A 23,742-nucleotide genomic window follows, 5' to 3' on the forward strand; every position below is an offset into this window, starting at 1 on the left:
GCTGACTGGCGACGCTGCCAGTGCGTGGACGCCCATTGCCCTGGCGCTGATTCACCTAGACCAGACCAAGAGGATTACAACGTGAAGAAGTATCTTGCCCTGACTGCCATCGCTGCCGTGGCGCTGACCGGCTGCGTGACCACCGACATGCGCATGGGCTCGCCCGAAGCCAAGACCGTGGCCACGGGCGCCGCAGGCGGTGCCAGCGCCGAGAACGCCAACACCGAGCTGGAGCGCTGCGACTCCTCGCTGGGCACCATCTCCCTGGTCGAGAACCAGACCGCGGGCTGGTACACCATCCTCACCCAGCAGTACCGCCTGCCGCCCACCTCGCAGCTGCTGCGCCTGATGATCCAGCAGTCCAACTGCTTCATCGTCGTGGAACGCGGCGCGGCCGGCATGGGCGCCATGGCGCGTGAACGCGCGCTGATGGACTCGGGCGAAATGCGCGGCGGCAGCAACCTGGGCAAGGGCCAGATGGTGGCCTCCGACTACGGCCTGTCCCCCGAAGTGATCTTCAACCAGAGCGATGCCGGCGGCATGGGCGGCGCCATCGGCGGCCGCGCAGGCGGCATCTTCGGCGCGCTGGCTGCGGCCACCAAGACGCGCGAGGCCTCGGTCATGCTGGCCCTGGTGGACAACCGTTCGGGCGTGCAGGTGTCGGCTTCCGAAGGCTCGTCCTCCAAGACCGACTGGGGCGGCATGGGCGCGCTGTTCGGCGGCTCCGCCGGCGCCTCGCTGGGCGGCTACACACGCACGGCCGAAGGCAAGGTGATCGCCGCCGCCTTCATGGACGCCTACAACCAGATGGTGCGCTCGCTGCGCAACTACAAGGCGCAGACCGTCAAGGGCCAGGGCCTGGGCGGCGGTGGACGCCTGGGCGTGGACGGCGGTGCCGCACCGTCGCAGACATCGGCTCCGGGCGCCAATGCCGCCGGCATGTCGCTGCGCGCCGCACAGCAAAAGCTCAATGCCCTGGGCTACACCGCAGGCACGCCTGACGGCTCCATGGGCAAGAACACCCAGAACGCCCTGCGCGAGTTCCAGCGCGACCAGAGCCTGCCGCAGACCGGCCGCCTCGACCGTGCCACCTCGCAAGCACTGCAACAGCAATGAGATGCAGCACCCCCTGAGTCGCTTCGCGCCTTCCCCCTCTCCTGCGGGAGGGGGACGACAGCCTCGCTGCGGGGCGGCCCTTGCTCGCTGTCCCTGGTTTGGGGCGTTTCGGGCGCATAGGTCGCGCTCGTTTCATGGGCTGTGGGAGGCGCGTCGCGCAATGAGGCTCTGACATGCGGCGCCTTCCCTGGCCGGCCCCGGCCCTTCTTGCCTGGGCGGGCGCCTGGCTTGTTTACGCCGCGCTGCAATCGACCCTAGGGCCGCTGGCCGCCTGGCTGGCGGCCTGTTTTTTGGGCGTGCTCGCCAGCCTGCTGGCCACGCCCTGGTGGCGGCGCCTGGCCGTGGCGGCGGGCTTTCCGCTGTCCTGCCTGATGCTGTGGGGGCCGGGCGGCCTGGCCGCCATCAGCCCATGGCTGTGGCTGGCGGCGCTGGGTCTGCTGACCCTGGTCTACCCGCTCAACGCCTGGCGCGATGCGCCGCTGTTTCCCACGCCGACCGATGCGCTGCAAGGCCTGGCCGATGCTGCGCCGCTGCCCGACGACGCCGCCGTGCTCGATGCCGGTTGCGGCCTGGGTGACGGCCTGCGCGCGCTGCGCGGCCAGTACCCGCAGGCGCGGCTCAACGGCATGGAGTGGAGCTGGCCGCTGCGCTGGCTGTGCGCGCTGCGCTGCCCCTGGGCCCGCGTGCGCCGCGCCGATATCTGGCTGGCCGACTGGAGCGGCTACCAGATGGTCTACCTGTTCCAGCGCCCCGAAAGCATGGGCCGTGCGGCCGTCAAGGCCGCCACGGAGCTGCCCGAGGGCGCCTGGCTGGTCAGCCTGGACTTTGCGCTGCCCGGCGTGGAGCCCTCCTGGCAGCGCCAGGGTCCGGGCCGGCATAGCCTCTGGGTCTACCGCATGCCGCTGGGCGGTGCCGGCGAGGCCGTGGTGCATGTTCCCGAGCCCGAGGAGACGCCCTACGAAAAGGCGCGGCGGGAGCTGCAGGAACGCCGGTGACGGCTGTGCGTGGCGCCTACTTCTTCGCGCTGGCCTTGCTCACGTAGAGCGACAGCGCGGCGATCTCAGCCTCGCTGAGCGTGGCCTTGAACGAGGGCATGGCGCCTATGCCGTCTCGCAGTGCGCGCGCCACGCGCGCGGCGTCGGGCTTGAGCTCGTCGAGCACGGGGCCGATGGCGCCCTCGGCGCCCGCGTCCTTGAGCGTGTGGCACAGCGCGCAGGCGGGCGTGGCCGTGGCGAACAGCTTCTTGCCCAGGGTCATCTGGGCCGCTTCATCGGCAAAGGCGGGGGCGCACAGCAGGGCGCTGCCGAGCAAAGTGCTGCCCAGCAGGGCGGTGTGGATCAGGTGTTTCATCGTGAACATGGCAATGGGGGTGCGGGAAGTGACGGGAGTGAAGAGAAGAGGTGGCGGGATGAGCGCGCGGGCCGTGCTCAGGCCACGGTGACGGTCACGGCGTGGTCGGCCCAGCTGGTGTTGTTGTAGCCACTCTGGTTTTCACCGCGCGTCTCGGGCTGGACCCGGCCGCGCGCGTCGGTGGCGCGGCTGGCCAGCACATGCGTGCCCTTGGGCAGGCGCGCCTGCAGCACGAACTGGCGCCAGGCGTACTTGCCCAGGTCGGGGCCGACCAGGCGCGCGGCCTGCCAGCTCTTGCCGCCGTCCGTGGACACTTCCACGCCCTTGACGGCATCCATGCCGCCAAAGGCCACGCCGTGGATCTGCACCAGGCCGGCGGCCTGCCCGCCGTCCTCGGGCAGGGGCGAGTTGATCCAGGACTTGACGCTCATCTCCTGCACCGAGGGCTGGCTCGGGTCGCCCTTGCTGCCGGGCGGCGAGATGCGGTAGCCGTGGGACATGATGTGGGCCTCGCTCTCGCGCGGCGTGAAGGCCAGCTGCTTGATGTACTTGATGTTGTTCACGCCGGTGTAGCCGGGCACGATCAGGCGCAGCGGCCCGCCATGGGCCAGCGGGATGGGCTCGCCGTTCATCTCCCAGGCCAGCAGCGCGTCTTCCATGGCCGACAGCGGCACCGAGCGCTCGACGATGACGCTCTTGGGGTCCAGGCCCGCGGGCAGCACCTCGCCGCCCGTGCCCGTCATGTAGAGACCGCCGTCTGACACACCGCCCAGGGCCTTGACCACCTCGCGCACGGGCACGCCGCTCCAGACCACGCAGCCGGCCGCACCCACGGTCCAGGCCGTGCCGCTGGGCTTGCTGGGAAAGAAGGCCCGGCCATTGCCCGAGCACTGCAGCACCATGGCCACGGTCTCCAGGCCCAGGGACTTGAGCTCGCGCACGCTGAGGCTGCGGGGCTGGCGCACGCCCTCCACCTGCAGCTGCCAGGCATCGCGGTCGGCCACGATGGATTCGGGCGGCGTGGGCAGGTTGTTGCGCACATAGAGCTGGTCGCTGGGCGTGATCACGCTGGTGCCGAAGGCGCCGCGCCGCGTCTCTATGGTGGTGGAGCTGTGGACGATGAGGGCATCGGCCTTCTTCCAGCCCGCGTAGCCGGGCAGGGGCTTGGCCACCGGGGCTGCCGCAGCTGCGGGTGCCTGGGCCTGGGCTTGGGCTTGGGCCAATGCGCCCTGGTGCAGGCCGGCCAGGCCTGCGGCGGCCAGTGCGCTGGCGCTGCCGGCCAGCAGGCTGCGGCGCGCGGGGGAGGTGGGCGATGTCGGCAAGTGGTTCATGGGTGTCTCCTCGTGGTGGTTGTCATGGGGCATCTCATGGGGCAGGGCTGCCCAGGGCCTTGCTGGCCACGGCCAGGGCCTGTTTCTTCTGGGCCACCAGCACCAGCGGCCGGCCTTCGCGCGAGCGAACGACCTGCCAGTGCATGTTGGCCCACCAGCCCTGGCCATCGGCCAGGCGCTGGGGCTGGTCGAAGGCCAGCACGGTGACGATGCCGCCCTTCTCGAAGAAGGTGGTCAGGTGGTAGGCGCGCGTGCCGTCGATATCGCAGGGCCGCATCAGCTGGGTGTAGCCGGGCAGCTTCTCGCCGGCCGGCAGGTCCATGCGGCGCGCGACCTCGGCCTCGGGCATGAAGCTGCCGCGCAGCGTGCGCTCGTAGTACTCGTGCTCGATGGCGGCGCGCACCAGCTCGGGCGGGCGCATGGCGAACACGGCGGTGGCGGCCGAGCTGCCCACCAGCAGCGCGGCGATCAGCCGGCGCACGCCGCTGCGCGCATGCCAGGGCGTGTGGCGCAGCAGATGGGCGGGCGGCTCGCCGTGCGGCCCGGGGTCGAAGGCCAGGGCCAGTTCGGCGCGTGCGCGCAGGTCGAAGGCCGATTCGTCGGTCGTGTCCGGGGCAGTCATTTCAAGCCTTGGTATCGGGTGGCGCGCAGCGGGGTGGGGCGCAGCGGAATCACGCTGGCAGTCTCTGGAGCAGGCGCCGGGGCCGCCTGCTCCAGCGCCGCCTTCAGCGCATCGCGGGCGCGTGACAGGCGCGACAGCACCGTGCCCGGCGCAATGTCCAGGGCCTCGGCCATCTGGGCCGTGGGCATGTCGTCGAAGTAATAGAGCACCAGCACTTCGCGGTGGATGGGCGCGATGCGCGCCAGCGCCTTGACCACGTCGAGCCGGTCGTCCAGCGCCGAAGGCGAGGGAGTGGGTGCGGGATGCTGGTCCAGCGCCTCGTCATCGCTGACCAGATGGGCCGATGGCGCAAGGTGCCGGAAGGCATGGCGGCGCATGATCTGGAACAGCCAGGCCCGCGCCATTGCGGCCTCGCGCAGCTGGTGGCGAAAGCGCCAGGCGCTGGTGAAGCAGTCCTGAACCACGTCCTCGGCCAGCGCGCGCGAGCCGGTCAGCGCCCAGGCGCTGCGCAGCAGGAATCGGTAGTGCTCGCGCACCCACTGGTTGTAGCGCGACTCGGCGGTGGAGATCATGCGGCATAAGAGCACGCAGGGTGCCGCCCTATTCCATGCGCTGGCCTTAGGCAAACCCTATATCGGGTCAGCTATCGCGAAGAGACGATGGCTCCCTGTCATTCCCTGGTCGGCCGCGATACAGCGCCTGTTCCGACCCTGTGGGCAGCGGAGCCGGCCTGCTGCCCGAAGAACCGTGCCGGAGGCATGCCCACCGTGCGGTGCACCATGGCGCTGAAGGCGCTGGGGCTGTAGCCCAGCTCGGCGGCGATCTGCTGTATGGGCAGGCCGCGCGCGGCCAGGCTCAGGCCATGGGCCAGCACGACTTGCTGGCGCCAGGCGGTGAAGCTGCAGCCCAGCTGCTGCTGGAACAGCCGGGCCACGGTGCGCGGGCTGGCGCCGGTGTCTGCCGCCCAGTCGGCCAGGCTCTCGTGCTGGGTGGGGTCGGCCACCACGGCCTCGCAGAGCATGCGCAGCCGCTTGTCCTGGGGCATGTTCACGCCAAGGTGGACTTCGCTGGCCCGGCGAAGCTCTTCCAGCAGCAGGGCGCTCAGATGGTGCTCTCGCTGCAGGGTGGCGGCGTCCGGTGCGGGCTGGTCATCGCTTTGCTTGGGCAGGGCCGTGATCAGCTCGCGCATCAGCGGCGAGACCTCCAGCACGCGGCAGCGTGCCCAGTCCTGCGGGTTGCAGGCCACGCCGCAGGACGGGAGGTCCGGCAGTACGGGGCCCTGGGCCGGATCGTCCTGCAGCACGTAGATGGAGACGAGATCGGCTTCCTCGACCATGGCCACGGCGTGGACCAGGCCGGGCGGAATCCACACCGCCTTGGACGGCGGTGCGATCAGCGTGCCCTGGGGGGCCGACAGGTGCAGCACGCCGTCCAGCGAGATGGCGATCTGTGCCCAGCTGTGGCTGTGCGGTATGACGCGCGTGCGTGCCGACAGGCGGTGCTGCTTGGCGCGCACGGGGCGCTGGGGCGTGGGCACGAACAGGTGCGGATGCAAGGCCTCCACCGGCTCCATCGGCCGGGCCCTGCGCACCGACCGCAGCGCGGCTGCGGGGCAGGCGCTGGGCAGGGTGTCGGCAAGGGTGTGGACAGGGGTGCCGGGCGTGGAGACAGGCTTTGGCATGTTTGCGACAGAAGTTGGCAGACTATCGCATACAAGACGAAACGCTGCTGCCTAAGATGCGGCCCATGACTGCCTCTTCCTCTTCCATGCCGGACGCCGTGGCTCCGGACCCGCTGCGCAGCGATGTGCGCACCATCGGCCTGATCGGCCTGGCGCATGGTTCCTCGCATTTCTTCCACCTGCTGCTGCCGCCGCTGTTCCCGTGGCTGATCGCCGAGTTCGGCTACAGCTATGCCGAACTCAGCGTGATGGTGTCGCTGTTCTTCGTGGTCTCCGGCGTGGGACAGGCCATGGCCGGCTTTGCCGTGGACCGCTTCGGCGCGCGCCCCATTCTGTTTGCGGCGCTGGGCAGCTTCACCGTGGCGGGCGTGGTCGCCAGCCTGGCACAGGGCTATGGAATGCTGCTGCTGGCAGCCTTCTTCGCGGGCCTGGGCAATGCGCCCTTCCACCCGGTGGACTTCACCATCCTCAACAAGCGCGTGTCGGCCAAGCGCATCGGCCATGCGTTCTCGGTGCACGGCCTGTCGGGCAATATCGGCTGGGCGCTGGCGCCGCTGTTCATGGCGGGCATCACCACGGCCACGGGCTCGTGGCGCCTGGCCTGCCTGTGCGGCGCGGCCCTGGCCGCCGTCATCCTCACCATCATGGTGCTCAACCGCGAGGCGCTGGACGACCGTGCGGCCGATGCCCAGGCCCCCGCGGCGCGCGCCGCTGCGGCCGCCGTGCCGCAGGAGCATCCCATGGCCTTCCTGAAGCTGCCCTCGGTCTGGCTGTGCTTCTCGTTCTTCTTCTGGAGCACCTGCGCGCTCAGCGCCATCCAGAGCTTTGCCAGCCCCGCCATGCAGTCCATGTACGGACTGCCGCTGAGCGTGACGGCGCTCATCGTCACGGGCTACATGCTGTGCGGCGCGGCAGGCATGCTGGCCGGCGGCTTCCTCGTGGGCCGCGTGCAGCGGCTGGAGAAGGTGATTTCCATCTGCATGCTGGGCTCGGGTGTTGCGCTGTTCCTGGTCGGCACGGGCTGGCTGCCGGCCATGGCGGCCGTGGCCGTGGCCTCCATCGCGGGCCTGGGCACGGGCCTGGCCGGCCCCTCGCGCGACATGCTGATCAAGCGCGCCGCCCCGCCCGGCGCCACGGGTCGCGTCTACGGCACGGTGTATTCGGGCCTGGACCTGGGCTTTTGCCTGGCCGCGCCGGTGTTCGGCTACATGCTGGACCACGGCATGAGCCACGGCGTGTTCTACGGATCGGCCATTGCCCTGGTGCTGAGCGTGGTGTCGGCCGTGGTCGTGGGCGATGGCGTGAGCAAGAAGGGCGGCATGGCGCTGAGCGCGGGCTGACCCCGGGTCTCGCTCCCCACAAGGCCCCGCAGGCCAAGGCTTGCGGGGCCTTTGCTTTGGGCGGGGAGATGGACAAAACAGGCACGGCAATTGCGTGCGCCCTGCGCGGCGCCTGCTATCGTGCAGGCACAACTTTTTCAACACAGGAGACCTGTCCATGCGTTCCGCCTTCGCACCGCTTTCCCTCATGTTCCGCAGCGCCCCGCTGGCGCTGGCCCTTGCCATGGCCGGCCTGTCCGGCAGTGCCCTGGCTGCGCCCAAGGCCGATATCCAGGCGCTGGCGCAAAAGCACCAGCAGCCCTTGCTGGACACGCTGCGCGACCTGGTGCACATCGAGTCGGGCAGCAAGGACATGGAGGGCGTGGAGCAGATCGCCAACTACGTGGCCGGCAAGCTGCGCGAGCAGGGCGGCAAGGTCGAGGTCCTGCAGCCCACCGACGTCTACCGGCTGGGTGACACGCCCGAGAAGATCGGCCCCATGGTGCATGCCGAGTTCAAGGGCAAGGGCACCAGCCGCATCATGCTGATCGCCCACATGGACACGGTCTACCTGCGCGGCATGCTCAAGGACCAGCCGTTTCGCATCGACGGCGAGCGCGCCTACGGCCTGGGCATTGCCGACGACAAGCAGGGCGTGGCCCTGATCCTGCACACCGTGGCCATGCTGCGCCAGCTGGGCTTCGACAACTACGGCACGCTGACCGTGCTGATGAACAGCGACGAGGAAATCAGCTCGCCCGGCGCGCGCAGCACCATCACGCGCATGGGCGCCGAGCAGGATGCGGTCTTCTCGTTCGAAGGCGGCGGCACCGACGGCGGCGTGCGCCTGGCCACCAGCGGCATCGGCGCGGCCTACCTCAAGGTCGAGGGCAAGGCCTCGCACGCGGGCGCCAAGCCCGAGGACGGCGTGAACGCGCTGTACGAGCTGTCGCACCAGCTGCTGCAGATGAAGGACCTGTCCAAGCCCGAGACCGGCCTCAAGCTCAACTGGACCGTGGCCAAGGCCGGCACCAACCGCAACGTCATTCCCGCCGAGGCCACGGCCCAGGCCGACGCCCGCGCGCTGCGCGTGGCCGACTTCACGGCGCTGGAGCAGGCCATGCAGGCCAAGGTGGGCCACAAGCTGCTGGACGCCAGCAAGGTGCAGCTCAAGTTCGAAGTGCGCCGCCCGCCGCTGGAGGCCAACGAGGCCTCGCGCAGCCTGGCCAAACAGGCGCAGACCATCTACAGCGATGAGCTGGGCCTGAAGATGAGCGTGATGGAAAAGGCCACGGGCGGCGGCACCGACGCGGCGTTTGCGGCGCTCAAGGCCAAGGGTGCGGTCATCGAGGGCTTTGGCCTGAGCGGCTACGGCGCGCACTCCAATGATGCGGAGTATGTGCAGCTGAACACCATCGTGCCGCGCCTGTACCTGGCCACGCGCATGATCATGGATCTGTCGAAGTAGCCCCCACGCTCCCCATGCTTCGCATGGTCCGCTGCCCCTGGCCGGGCGCCCCCCGAGGGGGCCGCGTTTCGCCTTGGGGCGGCCCGGCAGCGAAACCTGGCGCACGCTGCGGATGGCGGGGTCAAAAAGCAAAAAAGGGCATGCCTTGCGGCATGCCCTGAAGGCGCATCGTGGGGCGCTCTGTGTTCTTTACTGCGAAGAGATGTTCTTGTCCTTGGCGATCTTGCTCCAGCGCGTGAAGTCGGCATTCAGGCGCGCCTTCATGGCCGCGCCGTCCTGGTAGGTGGCGATGGCGCCTGCGGCCAGCATCTTCTTTTGCAGCTCGGGCTCGGCCAGGATGAGCTTGAGCTCCTGGTTCAGGCGCTGGACCACGGCGGGCGGCGTGTTCAGCGGGGCGATCAGGCCGCCCCAGGTGTCGGCGTCGAAGCCGGGGAAGCCCTGCTCGGCCACCGACTTCACATTGGGCAGCAGCTGCTTGGCCTTTTGCGAGCTGACGGCAATGGCGCGCAGCTTGCCTGCCTGGATGTGGGGCAGGGCGGCGACCACGTCGGCGAACATCACGGCGATCTGGCCGCCGATCAGGTCGGTCACGGCCGGCGCGCTGCCGCGGTAGGGCACGTGCTGCATGTCGAAGCCGCCCAGGTCCTTGAGCTGCTCCATGGACAGGTGGCCGAAGCTGCCCGTGCCCGAGCTGGTGTAGTTCAGCGCGGGCTTGGCCTTCTTGGCGTGCTCGATCAGCTGCTGCAGGTTGGTCACGTCCGGCAGCTCGCGCGGGTTGATGACGATGGCCATGGGCAGGTCATAGACCGTGGCCACGGGCAGGAAGTCCTTGCGCACGTCGTACAGGTTGTTGTTGAACAGCATGGGCGCCAGCAGCGCGGGCATGCCGAACATGGACAGCGAGTAGCCGTCGGGCTGCGACTTGATGAAGGCCGCCGTGCCCACCGAGCCCGAGGCGCCGGGGCGGTTGTCGATGACGATGGTCTGGCCCAGGCGCTCGGTCAGGCGCTGCGCGACGATGCGCGCGGCCGTGTCGGTGGGGCCGCCGGGCGGGAAGGCCACGGTCAGCTTGATCAGCTTGTCGGGCCACTGGCTCTGGGCCCGGGCGGCGGGGGCCAGCGTGGCGATGGCGGTGGCGCAGGCGGCGGAAAGGATCTGGCGGCGCGAGGCCTGGAAGGGGGTGGAAGTCATATGTCTCCTCAAGCGGGAAGGGGTGGAAATGAGAGCCGTGGAGCGGTCTGGGTGGGAACGTCTGCGCGCTCTCAGATGATGTTTTTGGCGCGCAGTGCGGCGCGGGCCTGTTCGTCCAGGCCCAGGCGCTGCTGCAGCACCTCGTCGGTGTGTTCGCCCTGGTGCGGCGGCGGGCGGCGCACGGGCAGGCGCTGGCCGTCCAGCGCATAGGGCGGGGCCAGCACGGACTGGCTGCCGGCCTCGCTGTCCTCGAAGCGGTGCAGCAGGCCGGCGTCGGCCGTGCGCTGCGAGTTCAGGGCCTCGAACAGGCCCAGCACCTCGCCGCAGGGAATCTGCGCGGCCGTCAGGCATTCGAGCAGTTGGGCGCGCGTGAAGCGCAGCAGCTCGGCCTGCACCAGCGGCATCAGCAGATCGCGGTTTGCCGAGCGTGCGGTATTGGTGGCAAAGCGTTCGTCGGCGGCCCACTCAGGCTTGGCGATGACGTCGGTGCAAAAGCGCTGGAACTGGCCGTTGTTGCCCACGGTGATGACCAGCGGGCCGTCGGCCGCCTCGAACACGCCGTAGGGCACGATGGACGGATGGGCGTTGCCGAACTTGGGCGGGTCGCCTGCCTTGAGCAAGGCCTCCATGCCGTAGTAGCTGGTGATCATCAGGCCGCAGTCGTACAGGGCCATCTGCACATGGCGGCCGCGCCCGCTGCGCTCGCGCTCGTAGAGCGCCGCCAGGATGGCCTGGGCCGAGTACATGCCCGTGAACATGTCCACGGCGGCCACGCCGAACTTCAGCGGACCCTGGCCCTGCTCGCCGTTCATGGCCATGATGCCGGACTCGCCCTGCACCACCAGGTCGTAGCCGGGCCGCGTGGCCTCGGGGCCGCTGCGCGAGTAGCCCGAGATGGAGCAGTACACCAGGCGCGGGTTCAGCTGCGACAGCTGCTCGTAGCCCAGCCCCAGCTTCTCGGCGCCGCCGACCTTGAAGTTCTGTATGACCACGTCGCTGTCGGCCGCCAGCTCGCGTGCGATGCGCAGGCCCTCTTCGGCCTGCAGGTCCAGCGTGACCGAGCGCTTGTTGCGGTTGGCGCTGTTGAAGTAGGAGGTGTTGCGCTGGCCCACGCGCACGCCCCAGTCGCGCGTGTCGTCGCCGCGGCCCGGGTGCTCGACCTTGACGACATCGGCGCCCAGGTCGGCCAGCGCCATGGCGCACATGGGGCCGGCCAGCACGCGCGAAAGATCCAGGACGCGCACGCCGTCCAGCGGCAGGGAAGAGGGGAGAGCACTCATGCGAAACCTTGTCGAACCACGAAAACCGCAACGGGCCGGTGATGCCCGGGCAGGCCCGCATTCTTCATTCGTTTATGGACTTTGACAATCGTGCTAAAAAATGGACATTGTGTGTACTGAGGTTTGACAATGGATCTGGGCGGACTGTCCCTGCTGGTGGACATCATCGAAGCCGGCAACCTGAGCCGCGCCGCCGTGCGCCTGGGCATGAGCCGCGCCAACGTCAGCCACCGGCTCAACCAGTTCGAGCGCCAGATCGGCCAGCAGCTGCTGCGCCGCACCACGCGACAGGTCGAGCCCACCGAGCTGGGCCTGCGCCTGTACGCGCATGGACGCGCGATACGCCAGGAAGCCATGGCGGCGGACGAGTCGGTGGACAGCCTGGGCCAGAGCCTGCAGGGCACCGTGCGGCTGAGTGTGCCCAGCGGCTACGGCCAGCTGCAGATGTCGGGCTGGCTGACGGAGTTCATGCGCATGCACCCGGGCATCACGCTGGAGGTGATCTTCGACAACGACATCGAGGACCTGATGCAGGGCGCGGTGGACTTCGCCGTGCGCGTGATGACCGAGCCCCCCGAAAGCCTGGTGGCCTGCAAGCTCGGCGATGTGCTCTACGAGGCCTGCGCCACGCCGCAGTTCCTGGCTGCGCATGGCCATCCCGACTCGCTGCTGGCGCTCAAGCGCGTGCCGCTGATCACCTCGGCGCTCACGGGCCAGAAGCTGCGCACGGCGGGCATGAACGGCGCCCGGCCCACCGAGCTGCGCATAAGCCCGCGCCTGATGTCGCCCAACTTCCATTTCCTGCGCGATGCCGTGCTGCAGGGCCTGGGCGTGGCCGTGGTGCCGCGCTACATGGTGGCGGCCGAACTGGCCAGCGGCGCGCTTGAGCGCCTGCCGCTGCCGCCCGGCAGCCTGGACTTTCTGGCCACGCGCCAGTACCTGCTGTACATGCCGTCCCACTACCAGACGCGGGCCATCACCACGCTGATCGACTTCCTGCGCGAGAAAGCCGCGGCGGAGGGACTCAGAGGCTGAAGATCTTGCCGGGGTTCAGGATGTTCTTCGGGTCCAGCGCCTGCTTGATGGAGCGCATCATCTGCACCGCGCCGTCGCCGGCTTCCTCGCGCAGGAAATCCATCTTGTGGATGCCCACGCCATGCTCGCCCGTGCAGGTGCCGCCCAGCGCAATGGAGCGCGACACCAGCTGGTGGTTGAGCTGCTCGGCGCGCGAGCGCTCGTCCTCGTTGTCCGGGTCGATCAGGTAGCCGAAGTGGAAGTTGCCGTCGCCCACGTGGCCGACGAGGAAGTAGGGAATGCCGCTGTCATCGGCCTCGCGCACCGAGTCCAGCAGCGCATCGGCCAGGCGGCTGATGGGCACGCAGGCATCGGTGGTGATGCAGCGGCAGCCGGGGCGGCTGGAGACGGCCGCGAAATAGGCGTTGTGGCGGGCCGTGAACAATCGCGTGCGGTCCTCGGGGCGCTCGGCCCATTCGAAGGCATTGCCGCCGAACTCGCCCGCAATGTCCTGCACCATCTCGGCCTGCTCCTTCACGCCCGTGGGCGAGCCGTGGAACTCCATCAGCAGCATGGGCTCCTCGCGCAGCGTGAGCTTGCTGTAGGCATTGACCATACGCACCGAGTTCACATCCACCAGCTCCACGCGGGCAATAGGCACGCCCATCTGGATGGTCTGGATCACCGTGCGCACGGCGGCCTCGATGCTGGGGAAGGAGCAGATGGCCGCGCTCACGGCCTCGGGCAGCGGGTACAGGCGCACCGTGATCTCGGTGACCACGCCCAGCGTGCCTTCGCTGCCCACGATCAGGCGCGTGAGGTCGTAGCCCGCGCTGCTTTTCTTGGCGCGCGTGCCGGTGCGCATCAGCTCGCCGCTGGCCGTGACCAGTTCCAGCGCCAGCACGTTCTCGCGCATGGTGCCGTAGCGCACGGCATTGGTGCCGCTGGCGCGCGTGGCGGTCATGCCGCCGATGGAGGCATCGGCGCCGGGATCGATGGGGAAGAAGAAGCCCGTGTCCTTGATGGCATCGTTGAGCTGCTTGCGCGTGATGCCGGGCTGCACGGTGACCGTCAGGTCCTCGGTATTGACCGAGAGAATGCGGTTCATGCGGCTCAAGTCCAGGCTGATGCCGCCCTCGACGGCCAGCAGATGGCCTTCGAGCGAGGAGCCTGCGCCGTAGGGGATGACCGGCACGGCATGCTGGTCGGCCAGCTTCAGCGCGTCCTGCACGTCCTGCGTGCTTTCGGCAAAGACCACGGCCGCAGGCGGGGGCGCCTGAATGGCGCCCTCGTCGCGGCCGTGCTGTTCGCGCACCGCCAAAGCCGTGGAGCACTGGGCGCCGAAACGCTGGGCCAGGGCTTGGAGGAAGGCTTCGGGGATGGGGCGCTGAGCGAAGTCAGGCTGCAGGCGGACGGGGGCGACAGGGGCGTTCATCGGTGTTCTCCAGGGGGAACTGGAAAGAATACCACCGGCCCTGTCGCCCAACCGTGTAGGTCAGCCGCCAGGCATCCGGGTGTCAGCGCGGCTGGACCGCCTTGCTGAATTCATCGCGCGACAGCGATCCGTTCTTGTCGGCATCGATCTGGGCGAAATTGCTGCTCACGGCGGGCAGGGCCTCGGCCTCCTTCTTGCTCAGCTTGCCGTCCCGGTTGGTGTCGGCGCGGTCGAATGCGGCTTGCACGTCGTTGGCGGGGGCGCTTGGGCTGGTTGCTGCAGGCCCAGGTGCAGCCCTGACGCCTGTCGCGGGACCATTGCCCGGACCCAATTCCTGCGCCATGGCAGCAACGCTGCCCAGCGAAATGGCCGCGAACAACATCACGCTGCGGATTTCAAAACCAGAGACTTTGCGCAGTTGAGAGGTCATGTGTCGAACTCCTTGTCGAACGTGGAACATGACTGCATTCCACCTGTTGCAGCGCAGCAGGGCCAGCACTTTTGCCGGCTGTTGCCTGCTACAACATTTGCGTGCCGCCTGTAACGCACAATTGGGTGTTGGGCCGTTACGGGTCCGGCTTTCCACCCCCGCACCGCCAAGGAGAACGCCCATGGGCAACCGTTTGACACAGATCGCCACGCGCACCGGAGACGACGGCAGCACGGGCCTGGGCGACAACACGCGCGTCTCCAAGAACAGCGGCCGCCCGCACGCCATGGGCGATGTGGACGAGCTCAATTCCCACATCGGCCTGCTGCTGTGCGAGGCCCTGCCCGACGACGTGCGCGAACTGCTGGTCGATGTGCAGCACCAGCTGTTCAACCTCGGTGGCGAGCTGTCCATTCCCGGCTATGAACTGCTCAAGGACGACGCCCTGCTGCAGCTCGATGAAGCGCTGGCCCACTACAACGCGCAGCTGCCCCGGCTGCAGGAATTCATCCTGCCGGCCGGCAGCCGCGCCGCGGCCCAGGCCCATGTCTGCCGCACGGTGGCACGCCGCGCCGAGCGCATGGTGGTGGCGCTGGAGCAGGGCGAGGCCATGCGGCCCGCGCCGCGCCAGTACCTGAACCGCCTGTCGGACCTGCTGTTCGTGCTGGCGCGCGTGCTCAACCGCATGGATGGCGGCGACGACGTCTACTGGAAGAGTGAGCGGATGGCCCGCGCGCAGTCCGCCGAAGAGTGAACCTGCACTGAACCTGCGCTAATTCCGCGCCAATCCCGCGCCAATTCCGCGTTTAGGACGGCCCATGCGCCTGCGCCACATCGAGGTCTTCAATGCCGTCATGCAGACCGGCAGCGTCAGCGCTGCCGCACGGCTGATCAACATCACCCAGCCGGCCGTCAGCCGCACCCTGCAGCACGCGGAGCTGCAGCTGGGCTTTGCGCTGTTCCAGCGCGCACGCGGGCGGCTCACGCCGACCAATGAGGCGCTGGCGCTGTTCCCCCACATCGAGAAGCTGTTCGAGCAGCTCGACGAGGTCCAGCGCCTGGCCGACAACCTGCGCCATGGCCAGGCGGCGGACCGGCTCACCGTGCTCACCGTCTTCGCGCTCAGCCGCGAGGTGCTGCCGTGCGCCGTGGCCGGATTTCGGCGCCGCCACCCCCAGGTGCAGGTCCATGTGCAGGCGCTGCACACGCCCCAGGTGGTCTCGGCCCTGCTGCTGCAGGAGGCCGACGTGGGCTTCGTCATCAGCTCCGTGGGCCAGCCCGCGCTGGAGCATGAACTGCTGGCCGAGGTGGACATGTTCTGCGTGCTGCCCAAGGGCCTGCTGCCGCCCTCGCGCGTGCGCGAAGAGGGGATGGAGCTCAAGGACCTGGCCGAGCTGCCCGTGGTCGCTCTCGATGCACGCGACCCGCTGGGCATGCGCCTGGGCCAGGCCTGCCGCGAGCACGGCGTGGGCCTGTCGCCCGTGGTCACCGTGCAGACCTACCACGCAGCCCTGTCCATGGCCGAGTACGGCCTGGGCGCCGCCATCATGGACGGCTGCACCGCCCTGGCCGCCGACCGCCGCAAGGTCCATGTCGTGCCCCTGCTGCCGCGCATCACGGTGGGCGTCAATGCACTCAGCCTGCCCCAGCGGCCGGGGTCGGTGCTGGCGCGGGCAATGACCGAGGAAATGCGCAAGGCCTTGCGCGAGTTGCTGGCTGGTTGAGACCTGCGGGTTTCAGGCCTGCTCCATCTGCCCCACCAGCCTCTGCGCCGACCCGAACGCCAGCGTCAGCCCCAGCGCGCCATGCCCCGTCTGCAGCCACAGGTTGCGCGGACCGCCGCGCTGGCGGCCGGTGAGGGGCAGGCCGGTGGGTGTGGCGGGGCGCATGCCGGTCCAGGGGTGGAGGTTGCCGTCCAGCGGCAGGTCGGCGAAGACCTCCTGCGTGGAGCGGCGCAGGCTGGCGATGCGGCGCGGGTCGGTGCGCGTGTCCCGGCCCACGATCTCCACCATGCCGGCCACGCGCAGGCGTTCGCCGATGCGTGCGAAGACGACTTTGCGTGCGGTGTCGGTGACGCTGACCCGGGGCGCGGCGTGCGGCAGCTGCGCGGCGGCATCGGCGGTGATGCTGTAGCCCTTGAGCGGATAGACGGGAATGCGCAGGCCCAGCTGGCGCGCGTGGACCGCGCTTTCCCAGCCGCTGGCCAGCACGTAGTGGTCGGCGCGCAGCGGCAGCAGGCCTGCGGCGGTGCGCAGGCCGGTGATGGCGTCGCCTTCGCGCTCGAAGCCCTGCAGCTCCACGCCGTAGCGCAGTTCGGCGCCGCGTGCGGTGAGCCGGGCGGCCAGTTGTTCGCACAGCAGGCGGCAGTCGGCGGCGGCCTCGCTGGGTGTGTGTACGGCGCCTGCAATGCGCTGCGCGTAGCGGGCGAGCGCGGGCTCGATGCGCGCCACTTCGGCAGCGTTGACGATGCGCTGCGGCGCGCCACCCAGGCCGGCCTGCAGTGCCACCTGCTGCGCGGCGGCATCCAGCGCCTGATGGGTGGGGTAGAGCACCAGCTTGCCCGGCGTGTGCAGGTCGCAGGCCAGTGCTTCGTCGGCCTGGAGCGACTCGAAGGCCTGGCGGCTTTCGGCGGCCAGGGCCAGCAGGGCGCGCGTGCCTTCGGCCGAGGCATGGGCATTGCAGGCGCCCAGAAAGCGCAGTCCCCAGGCCCATTGCGCGGGGTCGGCGCGCAGGCGGAAGGCCAGCGGCGAATCCTTTTCCAGCAGCAGGCGGGGCAGCATCTTCCAGATACCGGGATCGGCCAGCGGCTGCACGTAGGAATAGCTCAGCTGCGCGCCATTGCCGCCGCTGGCGCCCTGGGCGGGGCCCGGTGCGCGGTCCAGCACAGTAATGCGGTGGCCGGCCTGCTGCAGCGCCCAGGCCGTTGCCAGGCCGACGATGCCGGCGCCCACGATGCAGACATGCATTGATCGTTTCTCCATGCAGCCGCACTGTAGGCCGCGCGCGGCAGGCTGCGCCATGGCATTTGGCACACGGGCCATGCACGCAGGTTATGGCCGGGGGCTACTGCTGCGGGCAGGCGGCCAGCCCATAACCGGCGGGCATGGGCCGGCCCGATATTGTCATTCCGCAAAGGCCGCCGCCCTTCCTACACTGGCCGCACATCCACCAAAGACGAGGAGACAAGCATGCAACTTCACACCACCGCGCTGTGCGCGGCCCTGGCCCTGGGAGGCCTGGCTGCGGCCCATGCCGACACGCTGGCCAAGGTGCGCGACAGCGGCCGCATCACGCTGGCCTACCGCGAGTCCTCCGTGCCCTTCAGCTACCTGGACAACGGCAAGCCCATCGGCATGACGGTGGAGATGTCCCAGGCCGTGGCCGAGGCCGTGAAGAAAGCGGTGAACCGGCCCGATCTCAAGGTGCAGTGGCAGGCCGTGACCTCGCAGAACCGCATGCCGCTGCTGGCCAACGGCACCATCGACCTGGAATGCGGTTCGACCACCAACAACACCGTGCGCGGCAAGGAGGTGGCCTTTGCCATCAACCATTTCTACACGGGCACGCGGCTGCTGGTGAAGAAGAGCTCGGGCATCAAAAACTACGCCGACCTCAAGGACAAGACCGTGGCCATCACCACGGGAACCACCAACCTGCAGGTGCTGCGCAAGGCCAATGCCGACAAGGCCTGGGGCATGAACATCGTCATGGCCAAGGACCATGCGGACGGCTTCCTGCTGGTGGAGAACGACCGCGCCGCGGCCTTCGGCATGGACGACATCCTGCTCTTCGGCCTGATCCCCACGGCCAAGAATCCCGGCGACTTCGAGGTGGTGGCCGACTCGCTGCAGGTCGAGCCCTATGCCTGCATGCTGCGCAAGGACGACCCCCAGTTCAAGCAGCTGGTCGATGGCGTGATCGGCGACATGATGAAGTCGGGCGCGTTCGCCAGGCTGTATGACAAGTGGTTCATGCAGCCCATTGCCCCGAGGAACGTGGCCCTGGGCTTGCCGATGAGCGAGCAATTGCAGAAAAACCTGCAGGACCTCAGCGACAAACCCGCTTTTTGATTTCGGATCGCAGCATGCAGCAGCAGCTTCAGCCTCCGCGCGCGGTGGGCATTCTCGGGGGCATGGGTCCGGCCGCAGGCGCGGATTTCGTGCGCCTGTTCGTCCAGGCCTGCACGGCGCACCTGCAGCAGCAGGGCCTGCCCGTGCATGACCAGGCCTATCCCGAGCACTGGCTGGTGCAGCTGCCCATGCCCGACCGCAGCGCGGCGCTGCGCGCGGACCCGCAGTCGCCCACGGGGCCGGCCCAGCACCTGCTGCAGGGCGTGGGCCGCATGGCGGCGCTGGGCGTGCGCAGCGTGGCCCTGGCCTGCAACACGGCCCATGCCTGGCATGGGCAGCTGCAGGCGCTGTTTCCGCAGCTGCATGTGCTGCACATCGCGCGCCAGGCCGCCCTGCACCTGCAGGCCGGCGGCGCGCAGCAGGCCATCGTGCTGGCCACGCAGGGCACCTATGACAGCGGCCTGTACGACGCGGCGCTGGCCGAGTGCGGCATCACCGCGCTGCAGCCCGATGCGCAGGGCCGCGCGCGGCTCATGCAGGGCATCTACGACGGCGTCAAGCAGGGCGACATGGACCTGGCCGCGCGCTGCTTCGGCGAGGTGCTGGCGCCGCTGCTGCAGCGCCATGGCGATGTGCCCGTGATCATGGGCTGCACCGAGATCCCGCTGGCCCTGCCGCAGTCGCCGCTGGCGCGCGGTGCCGAGCTGGTGGACCCGGCCTGGATACTGGCCCAGGCCCTGGCCGGCGATGCCTATGGACAGGTCCGGGACACCCACCGGCTTCAGTAAGTCTCGAGGTGCAGCCGGCCTTCGCGCTTGAGGCGCGCACCGACCTGTTCCCAGTCCAGCCCGGCTTGCTGCGCCACGTCGCGCAGTGCCAGCACCACGCCTTCCTCCATGCTCTTGAGCCCGCAGACGTAGAAGTGCGCGTTGTCGTCGCGCAGCAGGGCCGCCAAGTCGGCCGCACGTTCGCGCAGCAGGTCCTGCACGTAGCGCCGGGGCTGGCCGGCCACGCGCGAGAAGGCCAGGTTGTTGTCGATGAAGTCGCGCGGCAGGCTTTGCAGCGGGCCGAAGTAGGGCAGCTCCTGCGGCGTGCGTGCGCCGAAGAACAGCATGAGCTTGCCGCCCTCGAACCTGCCGCTCTTGCGCAGCCGCCTGCGCCATTCGGTCATGGCGCGCATGGGGGCGCTGCCCGTGCCCGTGCAGATCATCACGATGTGCGAGCGGGGATGGTTGGGCATCAGGAACGACTGGCCGAACGGGCCTATGACCTGGACCCTGTCGCCGATGCGTGCGTCGCACAGGTAGTTGCTGGCCACGCCGCGCACGGGGCGGCCCTGGTGGTCCTGGGTGACGCGTTTCACGGTCAGCGCCAGGTTGTTGTAGCCGGGCCGCTCGCCATTGCGCGCACTGGCCACCGAGTACTGGCGCGCCACATGCGGGCGGCCCTGGGCATCGGTGCCGGGTGCGATGACGGCGATGGACTGGCCTTCGAGCACGGGGAACGGCTGGCTGCCGAAGTCCAGCACGATGTGGTGGGTCTCGCTGTCGAATCCCGCCTCCGTGCAGTTGAGGTTTCCGACCACGGTCGCCGTGACGGGACTTCTGGGACCATGCAGGTTGGTGTACGGATGGGCGGCTGACCAGGGCGGCACGGTGGCGCCGTAGCTGGCGCTACGCAACATCTGGGTATCGGCCTGGTCGTCGGGCCGGGCCGCATCCGCACCGCGCGTGGCGGCCGCCGCGATCACGGCCTGGGCCTGGCTCAGGTCCTCGGCGGCAGGCGCGCCCCCTGTGTCCTGTGCCTGGGCCAGTGCCTGGGCCAGCGCCTCAGGCGGCAGCTCCTCGGGCAGCTCGTCCCAGAGCAGTTGCTCGGCCACGGGATAGGCGCTTTTCAGGGGCACCTTGCGCCAGTTGTCGATGGCGCCCGTGGGGCAGGGCGAGACGCAGTCCATGCAGCCGTTGCACTGCTCGGCCAGGACCACGTAGTTGCGGTCATCGTGCGTGATGGCGCCCACGGGGCAGGTCGCCTCGCAGGTGTTGCAGCGTATGCAGATCTCCGGGTCGATCAGGTGCTGGGTGAGGATGCCGTGTTCTACCAAGGCGACTGTCATGGGCGACTCCCTGCTGGCGCGGCGCTTCAGTTGAAGCGCACGTATTCGAAATCCACGGGCTGGCGGTTGATGCCCATGACCGGCGGCGCGATCCAGCCCGCGAACTGGCCCGGCTCCACGCAGCGGCCCATGAGCGAGGCGACGAACGCGCGGTCGGCGTCCGTGGGCAGCCATTCGCCCTCGCGCATGCGCCATTCCTGCTCGCTGACCACGCGGCCGTCGGGGCTCATGCGCACGCCGGCCAGCGCGCCGATCTGGCGGTTGAAGGCCTTGTGCGGCACGGTGAGGCGGAAATCGATGCCGGCCTTTTCCATGACCTTGTTCCAGCGGCCCACGCCCGCGTTGGAGTCCTTGATGTAGTCGTCGCGCAGCACCTCGTTGAGCGCGTTGAGCATGGGTACTTCCTTTTCCTGCAGCCTGCCGTCCACCACTTCCAGCACCTTGTAGTGCTGGTCGTGCAGGCGGTGGTCGTCCGCGCGCTTGCCTTCCTCGTAGCGGCCCTTGAGGCCGCTGCTGTAGAAGGTGGCGGCATTGCTGGACTGGTCGGCGCCGAACAGGTCGATGGTCACGCTGTAGTGGAAGTTCAGGTAGCGCTGCAGCGTGGGCAGGTCGATCACGCCGGCCGCGCGCAGGCGGCCCACGTCGTCGGTGCGCAGCTCGTTCATGACCTGGCAGGTGCGCTGCAGCACGCGCGAGACACCGGACTCGCCCACGAACATGTGGTGGGCCTCCTCGGTCAGCATGAACTTGGTGGTGCGCGCCAGCGGGTCGAAGGCGCTTTCGGCCAGCGCGGCCAGCTGGAACTTGCCGTCGCGGTCGGTGAAGTAGGTGAACATGAAGAAGGACAGCCAGTCGGGCGTCTTCTCGTTGAAGGCGCCCAGGATGCGCGGGTTGTTCTCGTCGCCGGACTGGCGCTCCAGCAGGGCCTCGGCCTCCTCGCGGCCGTCGCGGCCGAAATGCTTGTGCAGCAGGTAGACCATGGCCCACAGGTGGCGGCCTTCCTCCACGTTGACCTGGAACAGGTTGCGCAGGTCGTACATGGACGGCGCGGTCAGGCCCAGGTGGCGCTGCTGCTCCACCGAGGCGGGCTCGGTATCGCCCTGGGTGACGATGATGCGGCGCAGGTTGGCGCGGTGCTCGCCGGGCACGTCCTGCCAGGCCTTCTCGCCCGCGTGGTCGCCGAAGTGCACCTTGCGGTCGGCCTCGGCCGGGTTCAGGAAGATGCCCCAGCGGTAGTCGCGCATCTTCACGTGGCCGAACTGGGCCCAGCCCTGCGGGTCCACGCTGATGGCGGTGCGCAGGTAGACGTCGTAGTCGGTGGAGCCTTCGGGGCCCACGTCGCCCCACCAGTTCAGGAAGTTGGGCTGCCAGCTCTCCAGCGCGCGCTGCAGGGTGCGGTCTTCGCCGAGGTTGACGTTGTTGGGGATCTTCTCGCTGTAGTTGATGGCGCTCATGGTGGGGTCTCCGTGGATGTTTCGGGGCGTGCCTGCGGTCAGACGCGGTTGAAGTCGAAGCCGGCCTTCTGGCCCGTGCCGTAGAGCTTGAGAGCGCCCTTGTCGCCCACGGCATTGGGGCGGTTGAAGATCCAGTTCTGCCAGGCCGACAGGCGCCCGAAGATGCGCGTGACCATGTTCTCGCGGCTGGCAAAGCGCAGGTTGGCCTCCAGGCCCGTGAGCGCATCGGGCGACATGGCGGCGCGCTCTTCCATGGCGATGCGGATCTCGTCGTCCCAGTCGATGTCGTCGGGCGCGGCCGTGACCAGGCCCAGGGCCAGGGCCTGATCGCCGTCCAGCGCGCGGCCCGTGGCGGCGCGCGCGGCCTCCAGCGGCGTGGCCTCCTCGTAGAAGCGGCGCTGCAGGCGCGACTGGTCGTTGACCAGGGGCAGCAGGCCGAAATTGAATTCGTCCAGCTGGATGCGCGGGGCGCGCTCGGTGTCATCGGGCAGCACCAGCATGTAGGCGCGATCGGCCGCGAATGCCAGCTCGGCCAGCATGCCCACGAAGCAGGAGCCGGGCTCGATCAGCGCGAACAGCGTGCGCGAGGACACATCGAGCCGCGCAAAGCTGCGGCGCAGCAGGCCCAGCGTCTCGCGCGCCAGCCAGTGGTCCTGGTGGGCCAGCAGGGCTGCGTCTGCGGCCAGCACGGCGGCGGCATCGCCTTCGGTCTTGAGCAGCCAGGTGCCCACGTCCAGCTCATTGGTGCGCAGGTGCAGGATGGCGTCGTCCAGCTCGCGGCCCATGGCCAGCGGCCACCAGGCGTCCCCGGCCTGCTCGATGGCTTCGAGGGTGGCCGGCTGCGAACCCTGCGGAGCCTTCACGGTCAGCGTGGCGCTGCGGCGCGCGCGGTCGATCTGCACGCTGACATGGCGGTAGTGCAGCGCATCGTCCGTGGCTTCGCGTTCCAGGCGCGTGAGCGTGATGCCCTGCGCGCTGGCGGGGCGCGCGCTGCCCTCGGCCAGGCGCTGCGCGCGATCGGCCACCACGGCCTCGAACTGCGCGGGCTTGGCCACGGCATCCACCAGGCGCCAGTCCACGGCGCGCTGGCCGCGCACGCCTTCGACGCTGGTGCAGAAGATGTCGGCCAGGTCATGGCGCACATGGCGCTTGTCGGTCACGCGCGTGAGGCCGCCCGTGCCGGGCAGCACGCCCAGCAGCGGCACCTCGGGCAGGGAGACGGAGGAGGAGCGGTCGTCGATCAGCACGATGTCGTCGCAGGCCAGGGCCAGCTCGTAGCCGCCGCCCGCACAGGCCCCGTTGACGGCGGCCAGGAACTTCAGGCCCGAATGGCGCGAGCTGTCCTCGATGCCGTTGCGCGTCTCGTTCGTGAACTTGCAGAAGTTCACCTTCCAGGCATGGCTGGACACGCCCAGCATGAAGATGTTGGCGCCCGAGCAGAAGATGCGGTCGCGCCCGCTGGTGACGATGACGGTGCGCACCTGCGGATGCTCGAAGCGGATGCGGTTGAGCGCGTCGTGCAGCTCGATGTCCACGCCCAGGTCGTAGCTGTTGAGCTTGAGCTTGTAGCCGGGCCGTATGCCGCCGTCCTCGGCGATGTTCAGCTGCATGCGGGCGATGGCGCCCTCGACGGTGAACGACCAGTGGCGGTACTGGGCGGGCTCGGTGCGGTAATCGACAGTGGGGCTGGACGGGTGCATGGACGGCCTCTTGGATGAAAAATAGTGCAGTCGCAGATACGGTGCAGGCACAATTATGCAGATTCATCCATAAAATGCACGCAGCAACACGCACGATAGTGCGTGTTTTGGCCATATCCAGGGTAAACACCAGCCAGCACAGGCGAAAAAAATCCAGGCCTGGGGCCT

22 protein-coding genes are annotated in these 23,742 nt (G+C 69.1%); 9 read left to right on the top strand and 13 right to left on the bottom strand.

What is annotated here, in order from left to right; all coding sequences use genetic code 11:
* Positions 1-81: 81 nt before the first annotated feature.
* Both DELCS14_RS00255 and DELCS14_RS00260 read left to right on the top strand, forming a co-directional pair.
* Positions 82-1,116, top strand: a complete 1,035-nt coding sequence (locus DELCS14_RS00255) for a peptidoglycan-binding domain-containing protein (RefSeq protein WP_013799966.1) — start codon at positions 82-84, stop codon at positions 1,114-1,116.
* A gap of 173 nt (positions 1,117-1,289) precedes the next feature.
* Complete coding sequence (locus DELCS14_RS00260) at positions 1,290-2,111, top strand: hypothetical protein (protein ID WP_013799967.1); 822 nt, start codon at positions 1,290-1,292, stop codon at positions 2,109-2,111.
* Positions 2,112-2,127: 16 nt separating this feature from the next.
* On the opposite strand, the gene DELCS14_RS00265 is transcribed toward DELCS14_RS00260, so the two are convergent.
* From DELCS14_RS00265 to DELCS14_RS00285, 5 genes are all read right to left on the bottom strand, one after another.
* The gene (locus tag DELCS14_RS00265) at positions 2,128-2,475 is read right to left on the bottom strand and encodes a cytochrome c (RefSeq protein WP_013799968.1); all 348 of its coding nucleotides are present in this window, start codon (positions 2,473-2,475) and stop codon (positions 2,128-2,130) included.
* A 68-nt stretch (positions 2,476-2,543) separates the two neighbouring features.
* The gene (locus DELCS14_RS00270; RefSeq protein ID WP_013799969.1) at positions 2,544-3,797 is read right to left on the bottom strand and encodes a sulfite oxidase; all 1,254 of its coding nucleotides are present in this window, start codon (positions 3,795-3,797) and stop codon (positions 2,544-2,546) included.
* A 34-nt stretch (positions 3,798-3,831) separates the two neighbouring features.
* Positions 3,832-4,419: a hypothetical protein gene (locus tag DELCS14_RS00275; protein WP_013799970.1), complete on the bottom strand. Its 588-nt coding sequence runs from the start codon at positions 4,417-4,419 to the stop codon at positions 3,832-3,834.
* Complete coding sequence (locus DELCS14_RS00280; RefSeq protein WP_013799971.1) at positions 4,416-4,991, bottom strand: sigma-70 family RNA polymerase sigma factor; 576 nt, start codon at positions 4,989-4,991, stop codon at positions 4,416-4,418. Before DELCS14_RS00280 ends, DELCS14_RS00275 begins: the two co-directional genes overlap by 4 nt.
* Positions 4,992-5,089: 98 nt before the next feature.
* Positions 5,090-6,100, bottom strand: coding sequence for a helix-turn-helix transcriptional regulator (locus DELCS14_RS00285; RefSeq protein WP_013799972.1), 1,011 nt, complete (start codon positions 6,098-6,100; stop codon positions 5,090-5,092).
* A 65-nt stretch (positions 6,101-6,165) separates the two neighbouring features.
* Here DELCS14_RS00285 and DELCS14_RS00290 point away from each other — a divergent pair, with 65 nt between their 5' ends.
* Both DELCS14_RS00290 and DELCS14_RS00295 read left to right on the top strand, forming a co-directional pair.
* Complete coding sequence (locus DELCS14_RS00290) at positions 6,166-7,440, top strand: MFS transporter (RefSeq protein WP_043795639.1); 1,275 nt, start codon at positions 6,166-6,168, stop codon at positions 7,438-7,440.
* A 157-nt stretch (positions 7,441-7,597) separates the two neighbouring features.
* On the top strand, positions 7,598-8,887 hold the full coding sequence (locus DELCS14_RS00295) for a M20/M25/M40 family metallo-hydrolase (RefSeq protein WP_013799974.1): 1,290 nt from the start codon (positions 7,598-7,600) through the stop codon (positions 8,885-8,887).
* A gap of 189 nt (positions 8,888-9,076) precedes the next feature.
* Here DELCS14_RS00295 and DELCS14_RS00300 read toward each other — a convergent pair whose 3' ends face one another.
* Entirely contained in the window at positions 9,077-10,078 is a 1,002-nt protein-coding gene (locus tag DELCS14_RS00300) for a tripartite tricarboxylate transporter substrate binding protein (protein WP_013799975.1), read from the bottom strand.
* Between the two features lie 71 nt (positions 10,079-10,149).
* The gene (locus tag DELCS14_RS00305) at positions 10,150-11,358 is read right to left on the bottom strand and encodes a CaiB/BaiF CoA-transferase family protein (RefSeq protein WP_013799976.1); all 1,209 of its coding nucleotides are present in this window, start codon (positions 11,356-11,358) and stop codon (positions 10,150-10,152) included.
* 129 nt (positions 11,359-11,487) lie between these two features.
* Here DELCS14_RS00305 and DELCS14_RS00310 point away from each other — a divergent pair, with 129 nt between their 5' ends.
* Complete coding sequence (locus tag DELCS14_RS00310; RefSeq protein WP_013799977.1) at positions 11,488-12,393, top strand: LysR family transcriptional regulator; 906 nt, start codon at positions 11,488-11,490, stop codon at positions 12,391-12,393.
* Here the strand turns inward: DELCS14_RS00310 and DELCS14_RS00315 are convergent.
* Positions 12,383-13,807 (bottom strand): FAD-linked oxidase C-terminal domain-containing protein, encoded by a 1,425-nt coding sequence (locus tag DELCS14_RS00315; protein WP_013799978.1) that lies wholly within the window; start codon positions 13,805-13,807, stop codon positions 12,383-12,385. The genes DELCS14_RS00310 and DELCS14_RS00315 overlap by 11 nt on opposite strands.
* Positions 13,808-13,889: 82 nt before the next feature.
* Positions 13,890-14,237: an EF-hand domain-containing protein gene (locus tag DELCS14_RS00320; RefSeq protein WP_013799979.1), complete on the bottom strand. Its 348-nt coding sequence runs from the start codon at positions 14,235-14,237 to the stop codon at positions 13,890-13,892.
* Positions 14,238-14,418: 181 nt separating this feature from the next.
* Here DELCS14_RS00320 and DELCS14_RS00325 point away from each other — a divergent pair, with 181 nt between their 5' ends.
* Both DELCS14_RS00325 and DELCS14_RS00330 read left to right on the top strand, forming a co-directional pair.
* Entirely contained in the window at positions 14,419-14,991 is a 573-nt protein-coding gene (locus DELCS14_RS00325; protein ID WP_013799980.1) for a cob(I)yrinic acid a,c-diamide adenosyltransferase, read from the top strand.
* Positions 14,992-15,055: 64 nt separating this feature from the next.
* A complete protein-coding gene (locus DELCS14_RS00330) occupies positions 15,056-15,961 on the top strand; it encodes a LysR substrate-binding domain-containing protein (protein WP_013799981.1) in 906 nt (301 codons plus the stop codon).
* A 12-nt stretch (positions 15,962-15,973) separates the two neighbouring features.
* Here DELCS14_RS00330 and DELCS14_RS00335 read toward each other — a convergent pair whose 3' ends face one another.
* Positions 15,974-17,203 (bottom strand): D-amino acid dehydrogenase, encoded by a 1,230-nt coding sequence (locus tag DELCS14_RS00335; RefSeq protein ID WP_013799982.1) that lies wholly within the window; start codon positions 17,201-17,203, stop codon positions 15,974-15,976.
* A gap of 222 nt (positions 17,204-17,425) precedes the next feature.
* Here DELCS14_RS00335 and DELCS14_RS00340 point away from each other — a divergent pair, with 222 nt between their 5' ends.
* A complete protein-coding gene (locus DELCS14_RS00340; protein WP_012202010.1) occupies positions 17,426-18,307 on the top strand; it encodes an amino acid ABC transporter substrate-binding protein in 882 nt (293 codons plus the stop codon).
* 14 nt (positions 18,308-18,321) lie between these two features.
* Entirely contained in the window at positions 18,322-19,095 is a 774-nt protein-coding gene (locus tag DELCS14_RS00345) for an amino acid racemase (protein ID WP_013799983.1), read from the top strand.
* Here the strand turns inward: DELCS14_RS00345 and boxA are convergent.
* Genes boxA through boxC form a run of 3 tightly spaced genes read right to left on the bottom strand, consistent with a single transcriptional unit; the run spans position 19,089 to position 23,574 of the window.
* The gene (gene boxA, locus DELCS14_RS00350; RefSeq protein ID WP_013799984.1) at positions 19,089-20,420 is read right to left on the bottom strand and encodes a benzoyl-CoA 2,3-epoxidase subunit BoxA; all 1,332 of its coding nucleotides are present in this window, start codon (positions 20,418-20,420) and stop codon (positions 19,089-19,091) included. The two genes, DELCS14_RS00345 and boxA, sit on opposite strands and share 7 nt — an antisense overlap.
* 26 nt (positions 20,421-20,446) lie before the next feature.
* Entirely contained in the window at positions 20,447-21,874 is a 1,428-nt protein-coding gene (gene boxB, locus DELCS14_RS00355; RefSeq protein WP_012202013.1) for a benzoyl-CoA 2,3-epoxidase subunit BoxB, read from the bottom strand.
* Between the two features lie 38 nt (positions 21,875-21,912).
* Complete coding sequence (gene boxC, locus DELCS14_RS00360) at positions 21,913-23,574, bottom strand: 2,3-epoxybenzoyl-CoA dihydrolase (RefSeq protein WP_013799985.1); 1,662 nt, start codon at positions 23,572-23,574, stop codon at positions 21,913-21,915.
* Positions 23,575-23,742 lie beyond the last annotated feature (168 nt).

Origin of the sequence: Delftia sp. Cs1-4 (assembly GCF_000214395.1) — a bacterium.
GTDB classification, from domain to species: Bacteria; Pseudomonadota; Gammaproteobacteria; order Burkholderiales; family Burkholderiaceae_C; genus Comamonas; species Comamonas acidovorans.